Below are 21,199 nucleotides of genomic sequence, written 5' to 3'. Positions count from 1 at the left end.
TTCCCATGCAGCCCCTAACCGGGCCGCACGAGCTCAGGCGTTACCGATGTCCCGCCACATCACTGTTACCGAACACATGTCAGACGACATGTGGCCACACCACAGGTTGCGACACGAGACGGCGATCTTGCCTTCCAACCCAGCCACCCACACCCTCAGCCACGAAAAAGCCCCGACGGCTACCCGTCGGGGCTTCTCTACAGGGTGATCGACGGGACTCGAACCCGCGACCCCCGGGACCACAACCCGGTGCTCTACCAGCTGAGCTACGACCACCATTGCACGCCGCTGACCGTGACAGCCGCGGCGACCGACCAATAATAGCCATACCCCCCGGCCCCGCGTCGAGCGGGTATCGCTGTGTCCCGCGCGACTTACGGCAGGATCATCGTCGCCGCGATGCGCTTGGCCTCGTCGACGTCCGGTCCGGGCTGCGGCACGAAGATCGCCTCGCGGTAGTAGCGCAGCTCGCGGATGCTCTCCCGGATGTCGGCCAGGGCGCGGTGGGCCAGGCCCTTCTCCGGCTGCCCGAAGTAAACCCGCGGATACCAGCGCCGGCACAGCTCCTTCACCGACGACACGTCGATCATGCGGTAGTGCAGGTGGCTGTCGAGGCGGGGCATGTCCCGCACGATGAAGCCCCGGTCGGTGGCGATCGAGTTGCCGCACAGCGGGGCGGTCCGCGGCTCGGTGACGTACTTGGTGACGTACTCCAGCACCATGTCCTCGGCCTGCTCGACGGTGACCGCGGAGCGGCGCACCGCCTCGGTGAGGCCGGACTTCTCGTGCATCTGCTTCACCACGTCGACCATGCCGTCGAGCAGCGCGTCGGGGCAGTGGATCACCACATCCACCCCGTCACCCAGGACGTTCAGGTCGGCATCGGTGACCAGGGCCGCGACCTCGATGAGGGCGTCGCTGCCCAGGTTCAGGCCGGTCATCTCACAGTCGATCCATACCAGATGGTCGGCGCTACGCAGATCTCCCACCGGCACAGCGTACGCCGTATGGCCGCACTGTCAGTGCCGCCACCGTCGCGTGGGCCACGCCGGGCGGGGCGCGCGGCGGCGGTTAGGGTGGCGTCCATGTCTCAGGCCCGTGCCCAGCTGACCCCCCGGCGGGTGCTCGTCGTGCTCGCCGTGCTCGCCGCCTGCGCGATCGGCTTCTGGCGGCTGCGGGTGACGCACGACTTCTTCGACCTGAAGATCTACATGTCCGCGGTGCGGTGGTGGGGCGACGGGCATGAGCTGTACGACTACGCCCAGCCGGACCGGGTGCAGGGCGCGCTGTACTTCACCTATCCGCCGTTCGCGGCGCTGCTGCTGTTCCCGTTCGGGCTGCTGCCGCTGGGCGTGACGCAGGCGCTGTTCACGCTGGGCACCGTGGCCGCGGTGGTGGTCACCACGTACTGGCTGCTGGCGCCGCTGGCCCGGAAGCAGGGGTGGCCGGTGTGGTTCGCGGTGGCGGTCGCGGTGCCGCTGGTGCTGCTGATCGAGCCGCTGCGGGAGACCATCACGTTCGGCCAGATCAACATGCTGCTGATCCTGCTGATCATGATGGACCTGCTGGTGCTCGGCCCACGCGGGTCGAAGTGGACCGGTGTCGGCATCGGCGTGGCCACCGCGCTCAAGCTGATCCCCGGCTTGTTCATCGTGTACCTGCTGGTCACCCGGCAGTGGCGGGCCGCCTTCACCGCGATGGGCGCCGCCGCTGCGGTCACCCTGGTGGCCGCAGCGATCGCGCCGCGGGCCTCCTGGGACTTCTGGACCGGCGCGCTGTGGGACACCGCCCGGGTGGGCCGCCTGGACTACACCGGCAACCAGTCCCTGCAGGGCCTGCTGGCCCGGCTGGTCGCGCCGGAGCAGCCTGCTAAGTGGGTATGGCTGCTGCTCGCGCTCGCCGTGCTGGCCTTCGGCATGTGGCGCGCGGCGCGGGCAGGGCTGGCCGGCGATCCCGTCACCGGGCTGGCGCTGACCGGCCTGCTGTCCGGCCTGATCAGCCCGATCACCTGGCCGCACCACCTCTACTGGTTTGTGCCCGCGATCGTGGCCCTGCTCGCGGCGGCGACGCAGAGCACCGGCGGCCGCCGCTCGGGCTGGCTGGCGTTCGCGGCCGGGGTGTACGCCGTCTGCGTGATCGGCGTGGTGTCGCTGGTCGACTGGGGTGTCGCGGCGGTGCCGACGGACACGCCCGGCCTGTTCCTGGCCCGCAACGCGTACGTGCTGCTCAGCCTGGCGCTGGTGGCGTTCCTGCCCGTGCGTCCTGGACCATGGGATTATCTCACGTCAAGGACTGTTTAGCCAGTCTTGTCCGTTCTGGTGGATTTCCTTACAGTAGGAGGCAGGGACACCGTCTCCCCCGGGACGGCCCCCCAGATGGAACACCGTTCCCCCGGTGTGAGCGGCCCGCGTCGTCGGGCCGCTCGTCCTGTGCCGCGGTCAGCGCGCCGCCGGGATCCGCTCCAGCCGCAGCGTGCAGGCCGGACGGTCGGCGATGCCCGGCAGGAACTCCTCGGTGATCACGTCGCGCACCGGCTGCGTGCCCGGCAGCTCCCCCCGCAGCGGCGGCCACGGCAGGTCCGGCGCGGGAACGCTCCGCATCGCGGGCACGGCGCTCGCCACCGTTACCGCCTCCGCGTGACCGGCCCCGACGGCCGCCGCGAACCGGCCGTCCGCCCGCGCCTCGCTCCGGCGCGCGCCGGCCGGCGACTCGAACCAGCCGCGCGGCGCCGACGGCGCGGGCCAGGCCACCGTGTCCTCGGCGGGACCCGTGTAGGGCGCCCCTGCCCAGGGCACGTCGAGCTGTTCGCGTACCACCGTCTCGGGTTCCGGTGCGCGCTGCTCCGGCGCGGGCGGGGCGGTGAGCCCCGGGTCGGTGTCGGCGGGCAGCGCGATGATCGTGCCGTCGTCCGCGGGGTCCAGCAGGGAGGTCAGCTCGTCGTCGGCCGGCTCCGGCGCGGTTTCGGCCGGGCGGCCGGGCCAGGCCAGCGTCACCAGCGCCACCACCAGCAGCACGATGGCCAGGATGAGCACGCCCCACATGGCCGAGGCGAGCCAGTCCGCGTCGAGCGCGACGTCCAGGCTGAGGGCGTCGGAGGGCAGCGCGGGCCCGGTGGAGGGCGCGTCCCGCAGCACCACGACCAGCGCCAGGTGCCGCCCCCGGTCCTGCTCCGGGTGCCAGGACAGGCTGCCCAGGCCCTGGCGCAGCCAGAAGTCCTCGGCCGTGGGATCACCGGGCTCCCGGCCCGGCGCGTCCATCCGGTTGGTGCGCAGCAGCAGCGGCCCGGGGCCGATCCGCGTCTGCGCGACCTCGGTGTAGCGGACCCCGGCCAGGTAGGCGGCGACCTCGTCGGGCGCGGCGATGCCGACGAACGCGGGCGTGTTGCCCGAGCTGGCGGACAGCCGCAGCTCCACGCCGCCGACGCGGGCGTACGGGACGTCGCGCCGCAGCAGCGCGTCGATGTCGGAGACGACCAGCACCCGTTCGGGGTCGCGCAGCGGGGCCACCGCGGCGTGGAACGCGCCGTCGGGGCTGTCGTGCCCGGTCAGCCAGGCCGCCGCGATACCCGCGGCCAGCGCGGGCAGCGCCAGGAGCAGGGCCAGCATGCCGATGACCACTCGCGCAGCGCGCATCCCGTGTCCTCCGGTGGGGGGCGGCGCCCGACAGCGGCGGGCGCGACGCCGCGCCGGATCGTCGGCGCGGTCCACCCGGACCAACGCCCCAGCCCTCACCGGGATGCGCAGAAAGGAAGGGCACCTTCTTATCGCTTTGCGATGTAGAAGGTGCCCTTCCTAACCTCGGGTCAGACGGCGGGAGGTGACGGGCGGCGGGTACGCGCCAGCGCGACCCCCGAGAGGATCAGCGCGAGCACGCCCGCGACCAGGCCCGCGATGCCGGCCCAGTTGCCGCCGGCCTCCTTGGTCTGGTCGCCGAGCGCCACCGTGGCGCCGGCCGACGGGGTGGCCTCGGCGGCCGCGGCGGCGGGGGTCAGCTTCAGCACCGGGGCCGGGCTCTCCAGCTCGGTGCCGTCGTTGACCGGCTCCTCGATCCAGCGCACCACGGCGCCGTCGGAGTAGGTCTGCAGCGTCTTGAAGACCATCTGGTCCACCTTGGGCAGCGGCCCCATGGACACCGGGAACTCCTGGAACTGCCCCGGCTTGACCGCCGCGTCCGGGCTGGTCGCGGTCCAGGTCAGGGTGGCCACGACCTCGCTGACCGGGCTGCCGTGCACCTCGATCGGGGTGGCCAGCTTGCGCTTGGTGACCGCGACCGTCCAGCCCGGCACCGGCTGCGTGGAGACCGACGCGACCGGCGCGTCCTCCGGCAGGTGCACCTCGACCTTGGTGGTGCCCGCGTCGTCGGACTCGTTCGGCACCCGGAACGCCACCCGGGCATAGCTGCCCTGCACGGCGGTGTTCGGGCTGACCGTGACGTGGGCCGCCGCGGGCACGGCCACGGCCAGCAGGCCGAGCACCGTCGCCGCGACCACGCCGAGTCGGCGCGTCATCTTCATGCCTAAGACCTTTCGGAAGGCCCAGCCGGGCTGGGCGCTAGGAGATCGGCACCGTGGCGGTGACCGAAGCCTGATCGATCTCGGAGGTGCGCAGGGTGAACGTCAGCTGCCAGTCGCCCGGCGTCGGCAGCGAGACCTGGCCGCTGGCGTGGTTGTCGGTGAGCTTGAGCATCGGGAACGCCACCTTCTCGACCCCGGCCGAGGGCAGCGACGCGGTCGCCTTCCACTCCACGACCGGCTGGGGCGAACCGTCCGGCTTGTACGCGTACAGGTGCACCGCGTTGTCCCCCAGCTTCGCCGGATCCACCTCCACCTGGAGCGTCCATTGGCTGCTGGTCAGCGTGGTCGAGTAGATGACCGGCTGGGCGGGCAGCTGCGCGGTCTCCTGCGCGGTGCGGGCCGGGGTGGTCTGCGTGAGCGCGCCGGTCACCGCGAGCACCACGGCCGCGATGGCGACCTCGACGGTGACCACACGGCGCAGCGGCCGCGGGTTGTCCGCCGCGCCGCGCAGCGTGAACCGCCGTGCGAAGTAGGCGGCCACCAGCACCAGACCGACCAGCACGGTCTTGACGATGAGCAGCTGCCCGTACGTCGTCTCGACCAGCGCGGCCGGGGTGCCGATCTGGATCAGCGCGGAGACGACGCCCGCCAGCAGCACCGTGGACACGGCGAGCGCCGCCCAGCGCGACCAGATCGGCAGGATCGCGCCCAGCTCGCGGCTGTCGGCCAGGCGCAGCAGGTACGCCACGAGCATGACCAGGCCGCCGAGCCACACCGCGGCCCCGGCCAGGTGTAGCGCGTCGACGACCACGGACACGGCCGGCACCGGGGAGGCGGCCGGGTGCCCGGCCAGCGGCCAGGTCAGCGCCGCGCCCGCCGCGACGAGCAGGAGCAGCACCCGGTCCACGATCCCGTCCCGCCCGGCCAGCAGCGGCCGGACCAGGAACGCGGCGACGCCGAGCAGCGCCAGCCGCACCAGCAGCGCGATGCCGTACTGGCTGCCCAGCACGTCGCCGAGGTCCCCGGCGGTGGCCCCGAACAGGCTGGTGCCGGTGGTGTACGGGGCCTGCAGGTAGAGCCCGGCGAGGGTGGCCAGCGCCACCAGCCCGAACCCGGTCCACATCAGGCGGCGCGGGCCGCGCTGGCTCAGCCGGGCCGGCCACAGCAGCGCCAGCACCAGCACCGGCCCGACCAGCAGCACCAGCCCGGCATACCCGATGACCTTGACGGCGGCGATGAGGTTGCGGATGGTCGTGTCGACCTTCTCCTCCGGCAGCGCGGCGGGGGCGGCCGACGGGGCGCCCACGGAGAAGGTGAACCCGCCCGGGATCGGGTGGCTGTCCGCCGAGATCACCCGGTAGCTGACCAGGTACGTCCCCCGGGGCGCGTCGTCGCGCAGCTCGATCTTGAGCACGTTGCCGTCGACCGTCGGGGTGCCGCGGTCGGCCCGCTCCCCGTCCGGCCCGACGATGCGGATCTTGTCGTGGACCGGGGCGATCGGCTCGCTGAAGGTGAGCGTGACCTCCTTCGGCGCCTCCGGCACCACCGACCCGGCGGGCGGGCTGGTGCGCAGCAGCGCCGCGTGCGCATACGCCGGGCTGGCGGGCAGCAGCGTCAGCGCCAGGAACCCGACCACGGCGGCCAGCGCCCGCCACCGGGTCATGATCGACCGACTTGCCGGGCAGGTGGGCGTATCTTGGCGGCGCATTCGCCCACTTGCCAGGCAAGTCGGATGATCTTCAAAGAGCGCGGGGGCGGCGGCGCGGGCGGGGGTGGCAGTCATGAGACTCACGGGGCGACCGTAGCGGGAGTGCGGGGTCCGCGGGAGACGGCGGTGGTGCGGCTGAGTGCCCAGAGGAGCGCGGCCTGGACGAACGCGGCCGCGTGGCCGATCTCGTGGGCCAGCGCCGTCATGCCGTCGGCCACGTCGAACACGCTGGTGACGGTCAGGCAGGCGGCGAGTACGAAGGCCACCGGCACGAACGCGCGGGCCCGCTCGGGCCGCCACGCGGCGAGCGCGAAGCCGACCGCGAGCGCGATGTCGAACGAGGCCGCCTCGCGGCCGGTGTGCAGCTCGCCCACGCCCGCGAGCAGGATCGGCAGCGCCAGCAGCACCTGCACCACGGCGGTCACACCCAGCGCCACCCGCAGGACCTGCCGCCGCCCCTCTGTCTGCCGCCGGACGGCGGAAGCGGCCGCGTCGCGCTCGGCGGCGACCGCGGCCAGGATCGGCGCGGTGAGGTCCGGCACGGCCACCGCCTGCACCCGGACCGCGCGGTTGACCTGCTCGGCGGCCCGCAACCAGGCCCGGCAGTCCGCGCAGCCGGCCAGGTGGCCGTCGAGCGTGCCGGGCTTCCGGCCGGTCTCGGCCGCCCACGCCCGCACCTCGCCGTCCAGCCGTGCGGACAGCCCGTCGCGCACCTCGCCGCAGTTCGTCATGGGCGGGTAGTCGGCGCGTACCCCCGTCTGGTTCCCGGCGGTGTCGCGGGACACGCGCGACGTCACCGCCCGGAGTGAGCCGGACCGGCGGTTAGGCTTGCTCCCCGTGCCCCCCGTGCCAGCCGACGAGCCGCTCCCGATCGCCGATCCGGCGACCGAGTGGGCGCTGGCGGCGCGCGCGGGGGACCCGCTGGCGCAGGCCGCGTTCGTCCGGACCACCCAGGCCGAGGTGTGGCGCTTCGTCGCCGCGCTCGTCGACCCGGGCACCGCGGACGATCTCACCCAGGAGACGTACCTGCGGGCGTTCCGGGCACTGCCCGCGTTCGAGGGACGTTCCACGGTGCGCACCTGGCTGCTGGGCATCGCCCGCCGCACCTGCGCCGATCACCTGCGTACCGTTGTCAGGCAGCGGGCGCTGGGCACCCGCCTGGCGGCGCAGGCGCTGACCGCCGGGCACCACCCGGACCCGGCGGGCCAGATCGGGGCGGCACAGCTGCTCGACCGGCTCGCGCCGGAACGCCGGGAGGCGTTCGTGCTGACCCAGCTGCTGGGTCTGTCGTACGAGCAGGCGGCGGCGGTCCAGGAGGTGCCGGTCGGCACGATCCGGTCCCGGGTCGCGCGCGCCCGCGCCGAACTGGTGGCCGACGTCGTTAGCGCCTTAGCCGCCTGAGGGCGGCCGCACGGGGGCAGAGGAGGAACAACATGACCTGGCACAGGGTGCAGCCCTGGGTGAGTCTCGCGGCCCGGCTGGGCCTCGGGGGCATCTTCGTCACGGCGGGCTGGCTCAAGGTCACCGACCTCGCCGCGTCCGGGCGAGCCGTCAACGCGTACCAGATCATGCCGTACGACCTGGCCATGGTCATCGGGGCGGCGCAGCCGTTCGTCGAGATCGTGGTCGGTCTGCTGCTGCTGTTCGGCCTGGCCACCCGGCTCGCGGCCTGGGCGGGCGCGGTGATGATGGTCGCCTTCATCGCCGGCATCGCCTCGGCCTGGTCCCGCGGGCTCAACATCGACTGCGGCTGCTTCAGCAAGGGCGGTCCCCTGCCACCCGGGGTGACGCCGAACTATCTCCCGGACATCCTCCGGGATGTGGCCTTCCTCGCGATGGCCATCTTCTTGATCATCTACCCGGTCAGCCGTTTCTCCCTCGACGCACGACTGGACCGACCGTCCGCCGCGCTGGCGCCGGACGACGTGCTGGAGGAAGAGAACAGTGAGCAACCGAGCGAGCGCCGCCGTCAGCGGCTGTGACGCCCGAAGCGAGGCGGCGGCATGAGCAGCCGTAAGGATCAGAACGCCGCCGCGCGGATGGTGCGCGAGCAGATCGCCAGGGAGCAGCGGCGCAAGCGCACCATGTGGATCTCCATCGCCGCGGTGTCGGCGCTGGTCATCGCCGGCCTCATCGGCTGGGCCATCTACGCGGGCGGCAAGACCACCGACTACACCGCGCCGAAGGGCGCCAACAGCGCCGGGACCGGCATCGTGAGCGGCACCGGGCCCGTCGTCGTCGACGAGTACGTCGACTACCTGTGCCCGCACTGCAAGAGCTTCCACGACGAGGCGGCCGCCTCGATCCAGCAGCTCGCGAACGATGGCAAGATCACGCTGGTGACCCACCCGGTGGCGTACCTCGACGGCGCCTCGACCAACCGCTACTCGACGCGCGCCTCGGCCGCGGCCGGCTGCGCTGCCGAGTACGGCAAGTTCACCGAGTACACCGACACGCTGTTCCAGAACCAGCCCGCCGAGGGCGGGGCCGGGCCCAGCGACGACGACCTCATCGTGTTCGGCCGCCAGGTCGGGCTCGGCGAGGACTTCGCCCAGTGCGTCAAGGACAAGCGCTTCATCAACTGGACCAACCACGTGAGCGAGGAGGCCGGCCGGGCCGGGGTCAGCGGCACGCCGACCGTCATGGTCAACGGCAAGCCGGTGCAGGCCAGCTCGACCGCCATCGCGGCCGCCGTCGCCGCCGCGGCCGGCACCACCACCCCCTCGGCCGGCACGAGCTGACCCGGAGCAGGAGACAGATGACACCCCTCATCGCACGGCGCGTGGGCGCGGTCCTCGGGACCGCGCTCACGCTGCTTCTCACCGTCGCCGCCCCCGCCTCGGCCCACGGTGCCGACGCCCCCGACGCGACCAACTACCGCACCCTGCTCACCGGCACCCCGGACCTGCCCGGCCTCGAAGTGATCACCATCGAGGCGGGCGCCCGGCTCCAGCTCACCAACCACTCCGGCAGGCCGGTCGAGGTCCTGGGCTACAACAACGAGCCCTACCTGGAGGTACGCCCCGACGGGGTGTACGAGAACATCCACTCCCCCGCCACGTACCTGAACATCACCATCGCCCACGTCGACCCGCCCGCGCACGCCGACCCGACCGTGGCCCCCGAGTGGCGCAAGGTCAGCGACGAGCCCGTCTACCGCTGGCACGACCAGCGCGCGATCTGGACGGACCCGAACCCGCCCGCCGAGGTCGCCGCCGCCCCCGACCAGCCCCGCCGCCTGCGCGACTGGACCGTGCCGATGCGCACCGAGGTCACCCCGCTCCAGGTCACCGGGGTGCTCGACTACGTGCCGCCGCCGGACCCGGTGCAGTGGTGGCTCGGCGCCGTCGCCGGGGCCGCCGTCATCGCGCTGGTGGGGCTGGTCCGCGGCCGCCCCCGCGCGCTCACCGTGCTGCTGTCGGTCGCCGCGCTCGGCGCCGGGGCGCTCGCGCTCGCCTACGCGGTCGGGCGTGAGATCGACGCGGGCAACCACACGTTCGGGCCGATCCTGCTGGAGCTGGTCACCGTCCAGCTGTGGTCGGTGGTCAGCGCGCTGGCCGCGATCGCCGCCGCCGCGTACTCGCTGACCCGCCGCGCCGCCGGGGACTTCGCCCTGGCCCTGGGCGCCGCCGCGGTCGGCCTGTTCTCCGGCATGGTCAACGCGGCGGTGTTCCACCGCTCGATCGCGCCCGTCCCGTGGGGCGACACCGCCGCCCGGGTCATGACGGCGACGATCATCGTGCTCGGCGTCGGCGTGGCCGTCGCGGGCATGCTGCGCCTGCGCGGCACCACCTCCGGCGTCCCGAACGAGCCCATCCCCGCCCAGGCGGCCGCCCCGGACGCCGAGAACCCGGCGGCCACGGAACACCCGGCCTGACGAGCCCCCCTCCGGCCCTCTTCCCACAGACGCAGGCCCGTCACATCCGAACGGGAATCGAGCCGATGTGACGGGCCTGCGTCTATGCCAGGCGGGACGGGCCGGTGCGGCGGGAATGGAACGGGTCGTCAGGCGACGGGGACGGCGAAGCCGAACGGGAGTTCGAGACGGTGGCGGGCCAGCAGGTCGGGGTCGGCGAGCAGGTCGCGGGTCGGGCCGTCGGCCACGATGCGGCCCTCGTCGAGGACCACCGAGCGCGGGCAGAGCTGCAGCGCGTACGGCAGGTCGTGCGTGACCATCAGCAGCGTCACGTCCAGCCCGAGCACGATCTCGGCCAGCTCGCGCCGGGCCTGCGGGTCCAGGTTGGACGACGGCTCGTCCATGACCAGCAGGTCGGGCCGCATGGCGAGCACGGTGGCGACGGCGACGCGGCGGCGCTGCCCCAGCGACAGGTGGTGCGGGGCGCGTTCTTTCACGTCGCTCATGCCGACGGCGTCCAGCGCCTCGTCGACCCGCTGGTGCAGCTCGGCGCCGCGCAGGCCCAGGTTGGCCGGGCCGAACGCCACGTCCTCGGCGACCGTGGGCAGGAACAGCTGGTCGTCGGGGTCCTGGAAGACCAGGCCGACCCGGCGGCGGATCTCGGCGAGCCCGGCCCGGTCGCGCGGGTCGACGGTGCGGTCGCCGACGGACACGGTGCCGCCGGAGCCGGTGAGCCCGGCGGCGGGCAGGATGCCGTTGAGGTGCAGCACCAGCGTGGTCTTGCCGGCGCCGTTCGGGCCGAGCAGGGCGACCCGCTCGCCGGGCTCGATGCGCAGGCTGACCCCGTGCAGCGCCTGGTGCCCGTCGGGATAGGTGTAGCGGACGTCGTCGAGCAGCAGCGCGGTCATACCGCCCACCTTTCCACCAGCAGGACGGCGAGAGCGAGCGCGGGCACCATCGCCCCGGCGGCCCACTGCCGCCCGGTGGCCGCGCTGCCCTCGTGCAGCGCGGCGGGCAGCCGCCCGGTGTAGCCGCGCGAGCGCATGGCCAGGAACACCCGCTCGCCGCGTTCGAAGGCGCGCAGGAACAGCGTGCCGAGCCCGGCGGCGAAGCCCTTGAGCTGCCACAGGAAGCGCGGGTCGTCCAGGCGGGACAGCCGCGCGATGCGCATCCGCCGCGCCTCGTCGGCGAGCACGTCCAGGTAACGCAGCATGAACAGGGCGATCTGCGTGATCGCCTGCGGAGTGCGCAGCCGGTCCAGCCCGATCAGCACGTCCCGCGCGGGCGTGCTCGCCGCGAGCAGCAGCGCGATCAGCACGCCGAGCGTGCCCTTGACCAGGATGTTCCACCCGGCCCAGAGCCCCTCGACGGCGACGTTCAGGCCGAACAGCGTCGTGGTCGGCCCGGCCGCGAAGAACGGCAGCAGCACGGCCGTCGCCACGAACGGCAGCTCGATCAGGCTGCGCCGGGCCAGCCAGCCGGCGGGGACCCGGGCCAGCACCGCGAGCACGGCCACGATCAGGGCGTACGCCCCGAAGGCGGGCAGCAGCTCGCGCGGCGTCGCCACCACGACGATCGTGAACAGCACCGCCGCGACGATCTTCACCTCGGGTGCGAGGTGGTGCACGGGCGAGTGCCCGTGCACGTACATCGGGTGGGTGTGACCCGCGCCCATACCGGCTACTTCTCCGCGCCGACGGTGTCCGGCGCCTGCGGCGCGGTGGCCGCGGCGGTCCGGCGGCGGCGCACGCCCCAGAAGATCGCCAGGCCGATCGCGAAGGTCAGCGCGACGCCGATGAGCCCGGCCAGGCCGGTCGCGTTGTCCACGCCGGTGATGCCGTAGTCGGCCAGGAACGAGCCACCCAGCTCGTGGTCGGCCGCCTGCTGCGCGATGCAGCTGCCGCCGGTGATCACGCCGTCGGCGTCCACGGTGCAGCCGGTCAGCGTGGTCGCGTCGAGCCCGTCCGGGTCGCCGGAGGCCAGGTAGCTGACCCCGCCCGCGAGCACGGCGGCGACCGCCAGGCCCGCCAGCACGAACGTGCGGGTCGGCAGGCCGGACTCAGCCGGCCGGGCCAGCCGGTCGCCGTGCAGCGCGTACACCAGATCGGGCCGCACCTTCGCCACCGTGGTGACGGTGACCGCCGCGATCAGGCCCTCGCCGACGCCGATCAGCGCGTGCACCCCGGCCATGGTCGCCGAGATCTCGCCATACCCGATGGTCAGCGGGACGTCGCCACCCAGGACGAACTGGAGCACGAAGCCCTGCGACGCGAGCACCACCGACAGCACCGAGGCGAAGAAGACGGCCAGGCCGACGCCCGCCGCGGTGCGCGGCAGCAGCTTCATCAGGCCGACCAGCACCAGGTAGCCGACGGCCGTGCCGAGCAGCGCCATGTTCGAGATGTTCAGCCCGAGCGCGCTGAGCCCGCCGTCGGCGAAGATCAGCGCCTGCACGATGAGCACGACGGACACGCACAGCGCGCCCACCCACGGCCCGACCAGCGCCGCCGCGAGCGCGCCGCCGAGCAGGTGGCCGCTGACGCCCGGCAGCACCGGGAAGTTGAGCATCTGCACGGCGAAGATGAACGCCGCCACCAGACCCGCCATCGGGGCGAGCCGCTCGCTCAGGTCCTGACGCGCCTTGCTCAGGCAGAACGCCAGGAGGACGACGGCCACCACGCCGTAGGCCAGCGACACCGGCCCACCGATGATGCCGTTCGAGATGTGCATCGCGATGTTCACTCCGCCAGCCTAAGGTTGTTGCAAACTACTTGCAATAAGGTTCACGCTCTCGCTTGATCGACCGACTTGCCTGGCAATCGGGCGCATCCCGCCGCAAGATACGCCCACCTGCCAGGCAAGTCGGGTGACCTTGGGCGGGGCGGGTGGGCGGGGCGGCGCGCGTGGATAGGGTGGCTGGTGTGACGGAGAACGTACGACTCTCGCCGGGCGACGCCGCCCCGGACTTCAGCCTGCCCACCGCCGACGGCGGCACGCTCAGCCTGGCCGACCTGCGCGGGAAGAAGGTCATCCTGTACGCCTACCCGGCCGCGATGACGCCCGGCTGCACCACGCAGGCGTGCGACTTCCGCGACTCGCTCGCCTCGCTCACCGCCAAGGGGTACGCCGTGGTCGGCATCTCCCCCGACGCGCCGGCCAAGCTCGCCAAGTTCGTCGAGCGGGACGCGATCACCTTCCCCCTCGTCAGCGACCAGGACAAGAGCGTGCTGACGGCGTACGGCGCCTTCGGCGAGAAGAAGAACTACGGCAAGGTCGTGCAGGGCGTGATCCGGTCCACGTTCGTCATCGACGAGAAGGGCCACATCGCGCACGCCTTCTACAACGTGAAGGCCACCGGCCACGTCGCCAAGCTCCGCCGGGACCTGAAGCTCGACTGACACGGGAAGACGGCCCCCGGAACGCACTGCCGCCGCTGATGAGCAAGAATATGGCAGCATCTGATGGTCCTGGGGCCGTAGCCCAACGGCAGAGGCACGCGGTTTAGGTCCGCGCCAGTGCGGGTTCGAATCCCGCCGGCCCTACTCGACTCCCCTTCACGGGGTGGTGACGCCTACCGTGTGGCGGCACGCGGAAGGTCGCGGTTCAGCGCGGCCATCGCCGCCTTCAGATTCCGCTGCGACGCCAACAGCGCCTCCCGCGCCGCATCGAGGTCGACGGTCTCCGAAGTCGCCAGCGCGGCGTTGCGGATGTACGTCGACACCGGCATACCCGCCTTCAGCGCGGCCTGCTCGACCCGGCGCAGCTCACCCCGGTTGAACCGGACCGACACCACCGACCTGACGTCGTCGTCGGCCGTGAACTCGACCACCTCCAGTTCGTCGAGTTCGTCGCGATGCTCGTAGGCCTCGTCCGCGGCGCGGGCGTAGTCCTCCTCCGTCATCTCGGCCTCGTCTGGTGATGTCATCGCTTCTCCCAAGCGTTGATCGGAACGGCCGTCCTGGTCGCCGGACCGTAGATGAACGCGACCACCAGGTGGCGTCCCGCCGCGGTCCGCCCGTCCGCGAGGTGCGTCGCCGCACGGCCGGGCAGGTTGCGCCGGAACACGCTGCGATGATCCGTCAGCACGTCTTCGATCTCCGACTGCGTCGCCCGTCTCGTCGCGTACGGCGTGTTCGAAGCTCACTCGATCAACGCGATCCGGAACGGCGGCACGTCACTCCCCTATGTAATACGTCTAAAGTCTAACCGTAATACGGCACCGGGGCCAGCGCATCAGCCCAGGTGGGCGGCGGCGACGCGTTTGGGGACGCACATGCGCCAGGCGTCGGTGACCAGCTCGCGCATCTCGTCCTCGTCGAGGGCGGCCATCCACGCCTCCACCCAGTTGAAGCGCAGGTCCGATACGCGGGGCAGGAAGAACTTGCCCGGCTCGGCGGCGATCAGGGCGTCGCGCTCCTCCTTCGGGTAGCCGAACCCCAGCTCCGTCTCGTCGGCGGAGAACGCCACGAAGACGATCTGCCCGACCCGGAACTTGATCCGATCCCGCACCAGCGCCTCGTATGCCCTGGGCAGTCCCAGCACGACCTGCCGCACCTGCTCGACCGTGACCATCGCGCCTCCCCCGTCCGTAGCCCGAACCCCCATAGCCTGGGCCCGGCGCCGCTGTCCCCAGTCTGCCCCTCACCGGTGACATTCCGTTCGGCGTCGTCCGCAACACCGACACTCTATTGACATATTTACCGGTGTTTCGAAAGGCTCGTTGCGCGAGTCCTTCGACACCCAGGAGGGGCAGTGAGGAAACTACGAGTCGTGGCGGTGTGCCTCGGCATGATCGGCGCCATCGCGCTGGTCGTGCCGGCCAGCGCGAAACCCGCGGGGGACGGTGACCGGGCCAGGAACCCGCTCGACGTCTACGTGGGCGTGATCGATCATGATCAGGTGGAGGAGTTCCGGGGCATCGGCCTCGACCACGAGGACGTACGGACCGCTCCGGCCGGAGCGGGCAAGGTGAAGGTCGAGGCGGTGCTCTCCGAAGTGGAGGCGTCCCGCCTGGCGAGCCGCGGCGTGAAGCTGTCGGTCAAACTGATCCGCGGCCAGAAGGCCTCGGACGCGCTGCGCAAGCAGGGGCTGGCCGGCAACACCGTGTACCGGTCGTACAGCGAGGCGGGCGGCCTGCGGCAGGAGCTGGAGAAGATCGCGGCGGACAACCCGTCGATCACCAAGCTGCTCACCATCGGGCACACCACGCAGGGCAAGCCGATCAAGGGCATCAAGCTGACCCGTGGAGCGCGCCTGCTGCCCGACGGCCTGCGCCCGGCGGTGGTCTACGTCGGCGCCCAGCACGCCCGCGAGTGGATCACCCCGGAGATGGTGCGCCGCCTGCTGCACCACTTCATCGACGGGTACGGCAGCAACCCTGAGCTGACGAACCTGGTCAACACCCGGGAGATGTACTTCTTCCCGGTGATCAACCCGGACGGCTACGACTTCACCTTCACCGAGGGCAACCGCCTGTGGCGCAAGAACCTGCGCGACAACAACGGTGACGGCGTCATCGCGCCCGGCGACGGTGTGGACCCGAACCGCAACTACGCCTACAAGTGGGGCTACGACAACGAGGGCTCCTCGATCGACCCGGCCAGTGAGACGTACCGCGGCCCGGGGCCGAACTCGGAGCCGGAGAGCAAGGCGCTCGACGGGTTCTTCAAGCGGCTGCGCCCGGAGTTCTTCGTCAACTACCACTCCGCCGCCGAGCTGCTGCTCTACGGCGTGGGCTGGCAGGTCAGCACGCCGACGCCGGACGACGTCATCTCGATCACGCTGGCCGGCGACGACGCGAACCCGGCGGTGCCCGGCTACGACCCGGACATCTCGGCGGAGCTGTACACCACCAACGGCGACACCGACTCGCACATGACGGAGAAGTACGGCTCGCTCGGGTTCACCCCCGAGATGACCACCTGTGAGACGGTGTCGAACTCTATCCCGGACGACGAGTGGGTCGCCGAGGACTGCGCCAGCGGGTTCAACTTCCCGGACGACGAGGAGCTGATCCAGGCCGAGTTCGCCAAGAACATCCCGTTCGCGCTGTCGCTGGCGAAGTCGGCCGCGCAGCCGGACAACCCGGTCTCGGTGGTCGGCCGCACCTCGCCGGACTTCGTGGTGGACGCCTTCGACGTGTCGTACGGGCGCACCCAGCCGGTCGCCGCGATCATCCGGCGGGCGCTGAAGAACGTGAAGGTGCACTGGAAGGTCAACGGCGGCAGCGTGAAGTCGGCCTCCGTGAAGGAGTGGCAGGGCGGCGAGCGCTACGGCGACGAGAACGACGACTACTACGCCGAGTTCCGCGGCAAGGTGACCAACACCAAGCCGGGTGACCAGGTCGAGGTGTGGTTCAGCGGGTTCTCGGTGACGCCGGGGCGAGCGGGGGCGGTCAGCAGTGACCACTTCACCTACCGGGTGCACGACGACATCGGCGGCAAGGTGCTCATCCTGGCCGCGGAGGACGTCACCGGGGTGAGCCCGGCACAGGGCGTGACCTCGGCGAAGTACGCCGCGGACTACGCCTCCTCGCTGAGCGCCGCCGGGTACTCCAGCGACGTGTACGACTTCGACACGCAGGGCCGCAAGGCGCCGCACCACCTGGGTGTGCTGTCGCACTACAAGGCGATCGTCTGGGAGACCGGCGACGACATCATCCTGCGCTCGACCGGCCAGCCCGGCGGCACCACCGCCAAGGCGGCGCTGGACATCGAGCTGTCCGTGCGCGACTACCTGAACGAGGGCGGCAAGCTGCTGCTCACGGGTCAGAACGCGCTGTTCGCGCAGTCGGCGGACGGGTCGTACTTCTATAACCCGGACGCCCCGGCCCAGCCGGAGTGCACGGTGCGCGAGTACCCCTGCCTGCCGGTGCTGAACGACTTCCTGCAGTACTACCTCGGCGCGTACAACTACGTCAGCGGGGGCGGCACGGACGGGACGGGCGAGCACTACCCGGTCGGCGGCACCACGGGCGCGTTCGACGGGTTCGCGGGCACGCTGAACGGGGCGGGTTCGGCCGCGAACCAGACGCACACCGCGTCGTTCCTGACCACGTCCAGCTTCCTGCCGCCGGCGCAGTTCCCGCAGTTCGCGAGTGCGGCGCCGAGTGACTGGCTGCGGCCGGGCGCGGCGCCGTTCGACCCCCGCACCGGCGACTGGTACCTCTACAGCGACCGGTCGGACCAGTCGTTCAAGCGGCTGTCCCGCACCGTCGACCTGACCTCGGCCACCTCCGGTGAGCTGCGGTTCTGGTCGTCGTTCGACACCGAGCCGAACTGGGACTTCTTCGTGGTCGAGGCGCGCGCGGCGGGCACCGACACGTGGACGACGCTGGCCGACAGCACCGGGCACACCACGCAGGAGACCGGTGACAGCTGCGCGTCGGGCTGGGTGGACGGCATCCACCCGTTCCTGGCGCACTACCAGGGGGCGGACTGCTCACCGGCGGGCACGACCGGGGCGTGGCACGCGCTGACCGGCCCTTCGGGGGGCTGGACGGAGCTGGCGTACGACCTGACCCCGTACGCGGGGCAGCAGGTCGAGCTGTCGATCTCGTACATCTCCGACTGGGGCACCCAGGGCCTGGGTGTGTTCCTCGACGACGTCTCGGTCAGCGCGAACGGCGCGGTCGTGACGCAGACCTCGTTCGAGGACGGCCTGGGCGGCTGGACGGTCGGCACGGCGGCGGGCTCGCCGAGCCCCACCAACAACTGGGTACGCAGCCAGCAGGCGTTCGAGGAGGGATCGATCGTGACCACCCGGGACACGGTCTTCACCGGCTTCGGCGCCGAGGGCCTCACCCCGGCGCAGCGTGACGACCTGGTCAAGCGCTCGCTCGCACACCTGCTCGGGTACTGACCTGAGGTGAGGAAGGGCACCTTCTTAACGGACGTCCGTTAAGAAGGTGCCCTTCCTTTCGTGTCTAGGATTGGATCATGCGGTTTGTGCTGGACCCCGAGCTGACCCTGGAGCTTCGCGAGCAGCTTGTCGGCCTGTGGACCGACGTGTCCAACGCGGGCGGCGCGGTGGGCTTCGCGGGTGCGGTGACCCGGGCTCAGGTCGAGGAGGTAGCCGGGCCCACGTTCGAGGGCGTCGACGCCGGGATCGACCGGCTGATCGTGGGCTACGACGAGGACGGCGCCGCCGCAGCCATGGCGATCCTGGTGAGCAAGCGGTTCGCGCTGTCGGCGCACTGGCGCACCGTTGGCCGGGTGATGGTCCACCCGGGGCGGCAGGGCCGGGGCGAGGGCGCGGCGCTGATGCGGGAGGCCGAGCGGGTCGGCCGGGCGATGGGCCTGGAGGGGCTGCACATCACCGTGCGCGGCGGTATGGGGCTGGAGCGCTTCTACACGCCGCTGGGGTACAAGGAGGTCGGCCGGCTGCCGGGGGCGCTGCGCATGGCGCCCGGAGACGACCGCGACGAGATCGAGATGTGGCTGGACCTCAGCTGAGCTCGACCGGGTCGCCGACCCGGATGATCCCCACGTTCTCGGGGACCAGGTTGACCCCGAACAGCAGCTTCTGGTTCACGTTGCGGTGGCGGGCCAGGGTGCGCAGCGGCTCGTGGCCGCGGTCGCCGGTCTCCTGGTCGGTGGTGGTGACGATGCACCGGCCGCACGCGCTCGGCGCCCGGAACACCACCTCGCCGACGCGCAGCCGCCGCCCGATCCAGCCGTCCTCGGCGAACGCCTCGGCCCCCTCGACCACCAGGTTGGGCCGGAAGCGGGCCATCGGCAACGGGCCCTCCAGCGAGCCGCCCTCGAAGATCCAGTCGTTGAGCCGGTCCAGCGACGCGGTGTTGGCCACCAGCAGCGGGTATCCGTCGGCGTACGAGACGCGGTCGGTGGGCTTGTTCAGCTCCGGCTCGGGCACGGGGCGGCGGGTGGCCGGGTCGTCCATCCACACCAGCCGCACGTCGCGGTCGAGTTCCTTGCTCAGCAGCGCGTCGGCGGCGGGTCCGGCGGCCGTCGCGGGCAGCGGCTGGCCCCACAGCGTGGACAGCACCGCCGGGTCCGGCTCGGGCTGGGCCACGAGCAGCGGCGCGGTCTCGGGGAAGGACAGCTCCAGGCCGCCGTCCACGGTACGCACACGCAGCAGCGCCAGCCGGGCCACCTCGCGCTGGGTGACCTCCTTGCCGTCCGGGTCGATCACCATCCAGCGCCGGTCCCCGGCCAGGCCCCACGGTTCGACCGTCGCCTGCTCGTGCTCCACCCTGCGACAGCCCTTGACCGGGTAGGTGTACAGCGCGCCCACTCGCATGGAGTGACGCTACCAGCGCCGGTCAGCGCCAGGCGGCCCCGATGCCGTCGCCCGGATACCAGTGGCGCACCGGCTGCTCCTTGAAGGCCAGGAAGCGCCGCCCGGTCTTCTCGGCGTGCTTGAGCAGCACCGTCGTGTACGTGACGTTGTCGGTGAGCAGCAGCGCCCGCTCGGCCAGGTGCGGCTCGATCGCGGTGAACTCGCGCTGCTCGTGCGCCGCGCTGTGGTCGCTGTCGTGCAGGAACATGTCGACCGGGCGGTCCAGCGCGCCGATCGAGGCGATCGAGTCGCCGATGACCAGGTCCACCACGTCGGCCCAGGGCTGCGCCTTGGCCAGGTAGCCCGCCTCCGGGTTGATGTCCAGCGAGGTGACCCGGCCCGGGTGCCCCTCGGCGGCGTTGCGCAGCAGCGCGGCGGCGATCACGCAGGTGCCCAGGCCCTTGTCCACGCCGGTCTCGACCACGTGCTGCGGCTTGCGCGCCCGGATGAGGGCGTACCAGCCGAGCCGGCGGGCGTAGCGCACGTGCCGGTCGGCCAGGCCGCGGCGGGCCGCGTTCGCGGTGGTGCGCTCGATGTGGGTGCGCAGCGCGGTGTCGGCCTCGATCTCGGCGATCCAGGCGCGCACGTCGGCCACCGGCACCTCGGCCACCACGCTGACGAACCAGGCCAGGTGCTCCAGGTTCAGCTTGGTCAGGTCGTACGTGTAGTTGTGGTGCTCACGGGAGGTGACCAGCCAGCGCGCGGACTCGCGCAGCACCTTCGCGTCGTGGCGGGCGACCCTGGCCAGCCGCACGGGCAGCGCCGCGAGCGGGGCCAGTGCGCTGCGCGACACGGCACGCCTGAGCCGAGTCTTACGGTCGGGCATGGGGACGCACCTTCCACGGCGAACATGAATCCGTCTGGGATTTCTATCATGTCCGGCCACCCACGAGACAGACCCGAGATTGTCTCTGAATGAAAGTTTGCATACAGTGTCGGTGTGAATGTTGGTCCAACAACCAGCACGGACGCCGACCAGGCCGGCGGAGCCGTCGCCGGGGTGCGCGCCCTGGTCCAGGGCGCGCGGCTGACGCCCACCCAGCGGCGCATCGCCCGGGAGCTCGTGCACCACGCGGACACCGTGGCCTACCTGTCCGCCGGTGAGGTCGCCGAACTGGCCCAGGTCAGCCAGCCGTCGGTGACCCGGTTCGCGATGGCGCTCGGCTTCGACGGCTACCCGGCGCTGCGGAGGCGGCTGCGCGAGCTGACCGCCGGGCAGCGCGCCGCGCCGGCGCCGGACGGCGACAACGACCTGCAGCGGGCCGTACGCGACGAGATGGGCAACCTGAACCGGCTGGCCGACCACCTAGCCGACCCGGCCGCGGTGCACGCCGCGGCGGGCCTGCTGGCCGCCAGCCGCCCGCTGCCCGTGCTCGGCCTGCGCGCCGCCGCCCCGCTCGCGGGCTACTTCGGCTACTTCGCTGCCAAGATCCACCCCGAGGTGCGGGTGCTCGACTCCGGCGGCAGCCTCCTCTACGAGCGCCTGGAGCAGGCCGCCGACTCCGGCGCCAAGGCCGTGCTGGCGTACGCGCTGCCCCGCTACCCGCGCGAGCTGCGCGACGCCCTCAGCGAGGCGCGCGTGCTCGGGCTCAAGGTGGTCGTGGTGACCGACTCGCCGGTCAGCCCGGCCGCCGACCTCGCCGACGTGACGCTCACCGCCGCGGTCGGCTCCCAGCTCGTCTTCGACCTGCACACCGCACCCATGGTGCTGACCATGGTGCTGCTACAGGCCATCAGCGACGTCGATCCGGCGGCCACCCAGCGCCGGCTCGAACACTTCGAGAGCTCGGCCAACCGCCGCAGCGTCTTCATGGACTGATTG

22 protein-coding genes, 2 tRNA genes and 1 pseudogene are annotated in these 21,199 nt (G+C 72.0%); 10 read left to right on the top strand and 15 right to left on the bottom strand.

Annotation, left to right across the window (positions count from 1 at the left end):
- Positions 1 to 203: 203 nt before the first annotated feature.
- Together Cba03nite_RS30535 and orn are read right to left on the bottom strand one after the other, a co-directional pair.
- Positions 204 to 276 (bottom strand) — tRNA-His (locus Cba03nite_RS30535).
- Positions 277 to 374: 98 nt separating this feature from the next.
- Positions 375 to 980, bottom strand: coding sequence for an oligoribonuclease (orn, locus tag Cba03nite_RS30530; RefSeq protein WP_203753640.1), 606 nt, complete (start codon positions 978 to 980; stop codon positions 375 to 377).
- Between the two features lie 105 nt (positions 981 to 1,085).
- On the opposite strand from orn, the gene Cba03nite_RS30525 reads away from it, so the two are divergent.
- A complete protein-coding gene (locus Cba03nite_RS30525) occupies positions 1,086 to 2,300 on the top strand; it encodes a glycosyltransferase 87 family protein (RefSeq protein WP_203753615.1) in 1,215 nt (404 codons plus the stop codon).
- A gap of 138 nt (positions 2,301 to 2,438) precedes the next feature.
- Here Cba03nite_RS30525 and Cba03nite_RS30520 read toward each other — a convergent pair whose 3' ends face one another.
- The 4 genes from Cba03nite_RS30520 to Cba03nite_RS30505 all read right to left on the bottom strand — a co-directional run bounded on the left by Cba03nite_RS30520 (position 2,439) and on the right by Cba03nite_RS30505 (position 7,018).
- Entirely contained in the window at positions 2,439 to 3,632 is a 1,194-nt protein-coding gene (locus Cba03nite_RS30520) for a hypothetical protein (protein WP_203753613.1), read from the bottom strand.
- A 170-nt stretch (positions 3,633 to 3,802) separates the two neighbouring features.
- Positions 3,803 to 4,513 carry a YcnI family protein gene (locus tag Cba03nite_RS30515; protein WP_203753611.1) on the bottom strand — a complete coding sequence of 237 codons (711 nt, stop codon included), beginning with the start codon at positions 4,511 to 4,513 and terminating at the stop codon, positions 3,803 to 3,805.
- Between the two features lie 37 nt (positions 4,514 to 4,550).
- A complete protein-coding gene (locus Cba03nite_RS30510; RefSeq protein ID WP_239126117.1) occupies positions 4,551 to 6,176 on the bottom strand; it encodes a copper resistance CopC/CopD family protein in 1,626 nt (541 codons plus the stop codon).
- A 125-nt stretch (positions 6,177 to 6,301) separates the two neighbouring features.
- Positions 6,302 to 7,018, bottom strand: coding sequence for a hypothetical protein (locus Cba03nite_RS30505; RefSeq protein ID WP_203753608.1), 717 nt, complete (start codon positions 7,016 to 7,018; stop codon positions 6,302 to 6,304).
- A 31-nt stretch (positions 7,019 to 7,049) separates the two neighbouring features.
- Here Cba03nite_RS30505 and Cba03nite_RS30500 point away from each other — a divergent pair, with 31 nt between their 5' ends.
- Genes Cba03nite_RS30500 through Cba03nite_RS30485 form a run of 4 tightly spaced genes read left to right on the top strand, consistent with a single transcriptional unit; the run spans position 7,050 to position 10,098 of the window.
- Positions 7,050 to 7,622, top strand: a complete 573-nt coding sequence (locus Cba03nite_RS30500; protein ID WP_373315780.1) for a sigma-70 family RNA polymerase sigma factor — start codon at positions 7,050 to 7,052, stop codon at positions 7,620 to 7,622.
- A 32-nt stretch (positions 7,623 to 7,654) separates the two neighbouring features.
- Positions 7,655 to 8,203, top strand: a complete 549-nt coding sequence (locus tag Cba03nite_RS30495; protein ID WP_203753606.1) for a MauE/DoxX family redox-associated membrane protein — start codon at positions 7,655 to 7,657, stop codon at positions 8,201 to 8,203.
- A 21-nt stretch (positions 8,204 to 8,224) separates the two neighbouring features.
- Complete coding sequence (locus tag Cba03nite_RS30490) at positions 8,225 to 8,962, top strand: thioredoxin domain-containing protein (protein WP_203753603.1); 738 nt, start codon at positions 8,225 to 8,227, stop codon at positions 8,960 to 8,962.
- Between the two features lie 17 nt (positions 8,963 to 8,979).
- Positions 8,980 to 10,098 carry a hypothetical protein gene (locus tag Cba03nite_RS30485; RefSeq protein ID WP_203753600.1) on the top strand — a complete coding sequence of 373 codons (1,119 nt, stop codon included), beginning with the start codon at positions 8,980 to 8,982 and terminating at the stop codon, positions 10,096 to 10,098.
- Positions 10,099 to 10,226: 128 nt separating this feature from the next.
- Here the strand turns inward: Cba03nite_RS30485 and Cba03nite_RS30480 are convergent, their stop codons facing one another.
- From Cba03nite_RS30480 to Cba03nite_RS30470, 4 genes and pseudogenes are all read right to left on the bottom strand, one after another.
- Positions 10,227 to 10,985, bottom strand: a complete 759-nt coding sequence (locus Cba03nite_RS30480; RefSeq protein WP_203753597.1) for an energy-coupling factor ABC transporter ATP-binding protein — start codon at positions 10,983 to 10,985, stop codon at positions 10,227 to 10,229.
- Complete coding sequence (gene cbiQ / locus Cba03nite_RS30475; RefSeq protein ID WP_203753594.1) at positions 10,982 to 11,752, bottom strand: cobalt ECF transporter T component CbiQ; 771 nt, start codon at positions 11,750 to 11,752, stop codon at positions 10,982 to 10,984. The genes Cba03nite_RS30480 and cbiQ overlap by 4 nt, the downstream gene beginning before the upstream one ends.
- A 5-nt stretch (positions 11,753 to 11,757) precedes the next feature.
- Positions 11,758 to 12,111, bottom strand: a complete 354-nt coding sequence (locus Cba03nite_RS40070; RefSeq protein ID WP_373315783.1) for a PDGLE domain-containing protein — start codon at positions 12,109 to 12,111, stop codon at positions 11,758 to 11,760.
- 21 nt (positions 12,112 to 12,132) lie between these two features.
- Positions 12,133 to 12,807: pseudogene (locus Cba03nite_RS30470) on the bottom strand (energy-coupling factor ABC transporter permease); the annotation flags it as partial.
- A gap of 191 nt (positions 12,808 to 12,998) precedes the next feature.
- Here Cba03nite_RS30470 and bcp point away from each other — a divergent pair.
- Positions 12,999 to 13,475 carry a thioredoxin-dependent thiol peroxidase gene (gene bcp / locus Cba03nite_RS30465; protein WP_203753591.1) on the top strand — a complete coding sequence of 159 codons (477 nt, stop codon included), beginning with the start codon at positions 12,999 to 13,001 and terminating at the stop codon, positions 13,473 to 13,475.
- A gap of 71 nt (positions 13,476 to 13,546) precedes the next feature.
- Positions 13,547 to 13,619: transfer RNA gene (locus Cba03nite_RS30460), tRNA-Leu, on the top strand.
- A 29-nt stretch (positions 13,620 to 13,648) separates the two neighbouring features.
- On the opposite strand, the gene Cba03nite_RS30455 is transcribed toward Cba03nite_RS30460, so the two are convergent.
- From Cba03nite_RS30455 to Cba03nite_RS30445, 3 genes are all read right to left on the bottom strand, one after another.
- Positions 13,649 to 14,002: a plasmid mobilization protein gene (locus Cba03nite_RS30455; protein WP_203753588.1), complete on the bottom strand. Its 354-nt coding sequence runs from the start codon at positions 14,000 to 14,002 to the stop codon at positions 13,649 to 13,651.
- Positions 13,999 to 14,163, bottom strand: a complete 165-nt coding sequence (locus tag Cba03nite_RS30450; protein WP_203753585.1) for a hypothetical protein — start codon at positions 14,161 to 14,163, stop codon at positions 13,999 to 14,001. The genes Cba03nite_RS30455 and Cba03nite_RS30450 overlap by 4 nt, the downstream gene beginning before the upstream one ends.
- 147 nt (positions 14,164 to 14,310) lie before the next feature.
- Positions 14,311 to 14,649, bottom strand: a complete 339-nt coding sequence (locus Cba03nite_RS30445; protein WP_203753582.1) for an MmcQ/YjbR family DNA-binding protein — start codon at positions 14,647 to 14,649, stop codon at positions 14,311 to 14,313.
- A gap of 180 nt (positions 14,650 to 14,829) precedes the next feature.
- On the opposite strand from Cba03nite_RS30445, the gene Cba03nite_RS30440 reads away from it, so the two are divergent.
- Together Cba03nite_RS30440 and Cba03nite_RS30435 are read left to right on the top strand one after the other, a co-directional pair.
- Entirely contained in the window at positions 14,830 to 17,937 is a 3,108-nt protein-coding gene (locus Cba03nite_RS30440; protein WP_203753579.1) for a M14 family metallopeptidase, read from the top strand.
- Between the two features lie 77 nt (positions 17,938 to 18,014).
- Positions 18,015 to 18,530 carry a GNAT family N-acetyltransferase gene (locus tag Cba03nite_RS30435; RefSeq protein WP_203753576.1) on the top strand — a complete coding sequence of 172 codons (516 nt, stop codon included), beginning with the start codon at positions 18,015 to 18,017 and terminating at the stop codon, positions 18,528 to 18,530.
- Here Cba03nite_RS30435 and Cba03nite_RS30430 read toward each other — a convergent pair.
- Complete coding sequence (locus tag Cba03nite_RS30430) at positions 18,523 to 19,338, bottom strand: MOSC domain-containing protein (protein ID WP_203753573.1); 816 nt, start codon at positions 19,336 to 19,338, stop codon at positions 18,523 to 18,525. The genes Cba03nite_RS30435 and Cba03nite_RS30430 overlap by 8 nt on opposite strands.
- A 22-nt stretch (positions 19,339 to 19,360) precedes the next feature.
- Positions 19,361 to 20,203, bottom strand: a complete 843-nt coding sequence (locus tag Cba03nite_RS30425; protein WP_203753570.1) for a class I SAM-dependent methyltransferase — start codon at positions 20,201 to 20,203, stop codon at positions 19,361 to 19,363.
- A 174-nt stretch (positions 20,204 to 20,377) separates the two neighbouring features.
- On the opposite strand from Cba03nite_RS30425, the gene Cba03nite_RS30420 reads away from it, so the two are divergent.
- Positions 20,378 to 21,196, top strand: a complete 819-nt coding sequence (locus tag Cba03nite_RS30420; protein ID WP_203753636.1) for a MurR/RpiR family transcriptional regulator — start codon at positions 20,378 to 20,380, stop codon at positions 21,194 to 21,196.
- Positions 21,197 to 21,199 lie beyond the last annotated feature (3 nt).

The organism is Catellatospora bangladeshensis (assembly GCF_016862575.1).
In the GTDB taxonomy this organism is placed as follows: domain Bacteria; phylum Actinomycetota; class Actinomycetes; order Mycobacteriales; family Micromonosporaceae; genus Catellatospora; species Catellatospora bangladeshensis.
The sequence above is the reverse complement of the archived record's forward strand: the minus strand, read 5'-3'. Positions and strand labels throughout refer to the sequence as shown.

Excerpts from the sequence above, each read along its gene's own strand:
- Cba03nite_RS30525 (WP_203753615.1), top strand. The coding sequence starts at position 1,086 with ATGTCTCAGGCCCGTGCCCAGCTGACCCCCCGGCGGGTGCTCGTCGTG.
- Cba03nite_RS30520 (WP_203753613.1), bottom strand. The coding sequence starts at position 3,632 with ATGCGCGCTGCGCGAGTGGTCATCGGCATGCTGGCCCTGCTCCTGGCG.
- Cba03nite_RS30515 (WP_203753611.1), bottom strand. The coding sequence starts at position 4,513 with ATGAAGATGACGCGCCGACTCGGCGTGGTCGCGGCGACGGTGCTCGGC.
- Cba03nite_RS30510 (WP_239126117.1), bottom strand. The coding sequence starts at position 6,176 with ATGACCCGGTGGCGGGCGCTGGCCGCCGTGGTCGGGTTCCTGGCGCTG.
- Cba03nite_RS30495 (WP_203753606.1), top strand. The coding sequence starts at position 7,655 with ATGACCTGGCACAGGGTGCAGCCCTGGGTGAGTCTCGCGGCCCGGCTG.
- Cba03nite_RS30490 (WP_203753603.1), top strand. The coding sequence starts at position 8,225 with ATGAGCAGCCGTAAGGATCAGAACGCCGCCGCGCGGATGGTGCGCGAG.
- Cba03nite_RS30485 (WP_203753600.1), top strand. The coding sequence starts at position 8,980 with ATGACACCCCTCATCGCACGGCGCGTGGGCGCGGTCCTCGGGACCGCG.
- Cba03nite_RS30480 (WP_203753597.1), bottom strand. The coding sequence starts at position 10,985 with ATGACCGCGCTGCTGCTCGACGACGTCCGCTACACCTATCCCGACGGG.
- cbiQ (WP_203753594.1), bottom strand. The coding sequence starts at position 11,752 with ATGGGCGCGGGTCACACCCACCCGATGTACGTGCACGGGCACTCGCCC.
- Cba03nite_RS30455 (WP_203753588.1), bottom strand. The coding sequence starts at position 14,002 with ATGACATCACCAGACGAGGCCGAGATGACGGAGGAGGACTACGCCCGC.
- Cba03nite_RS30445 (WP_203753582.1), bottom strand. The coding sequence starts at position 14,649 with ATGGTCACGGTCGAGCAGGTGCGGCAGGTCGTGCTGGGACTGCCCAGG.
- Cba03nite_RS30435 (WP_203753576.1), top strand. The coding sequence starts at position 18,015 with ATGCGGTTTGTGCTGGACCCCGAGCTGACCCTGGAGCTTCGCGAGCAG.
- Cba03nite_RS30430 (WP_203753573.1), bottom strand. The coding sequence starts at position 19,338 with ATGCGAGTGGGCGCGCTGTACACCTACCCGGTCAAGGGCTGTCGCAGG.
- Cba03nite_RS30425 (WP_203753570.1), bottom strand. The coding sequence starts at position 20,203 with ATGCCCGACCGTAAGACTCGGCTCAGGCGTGCCGTGTCGCGCAGCGCA.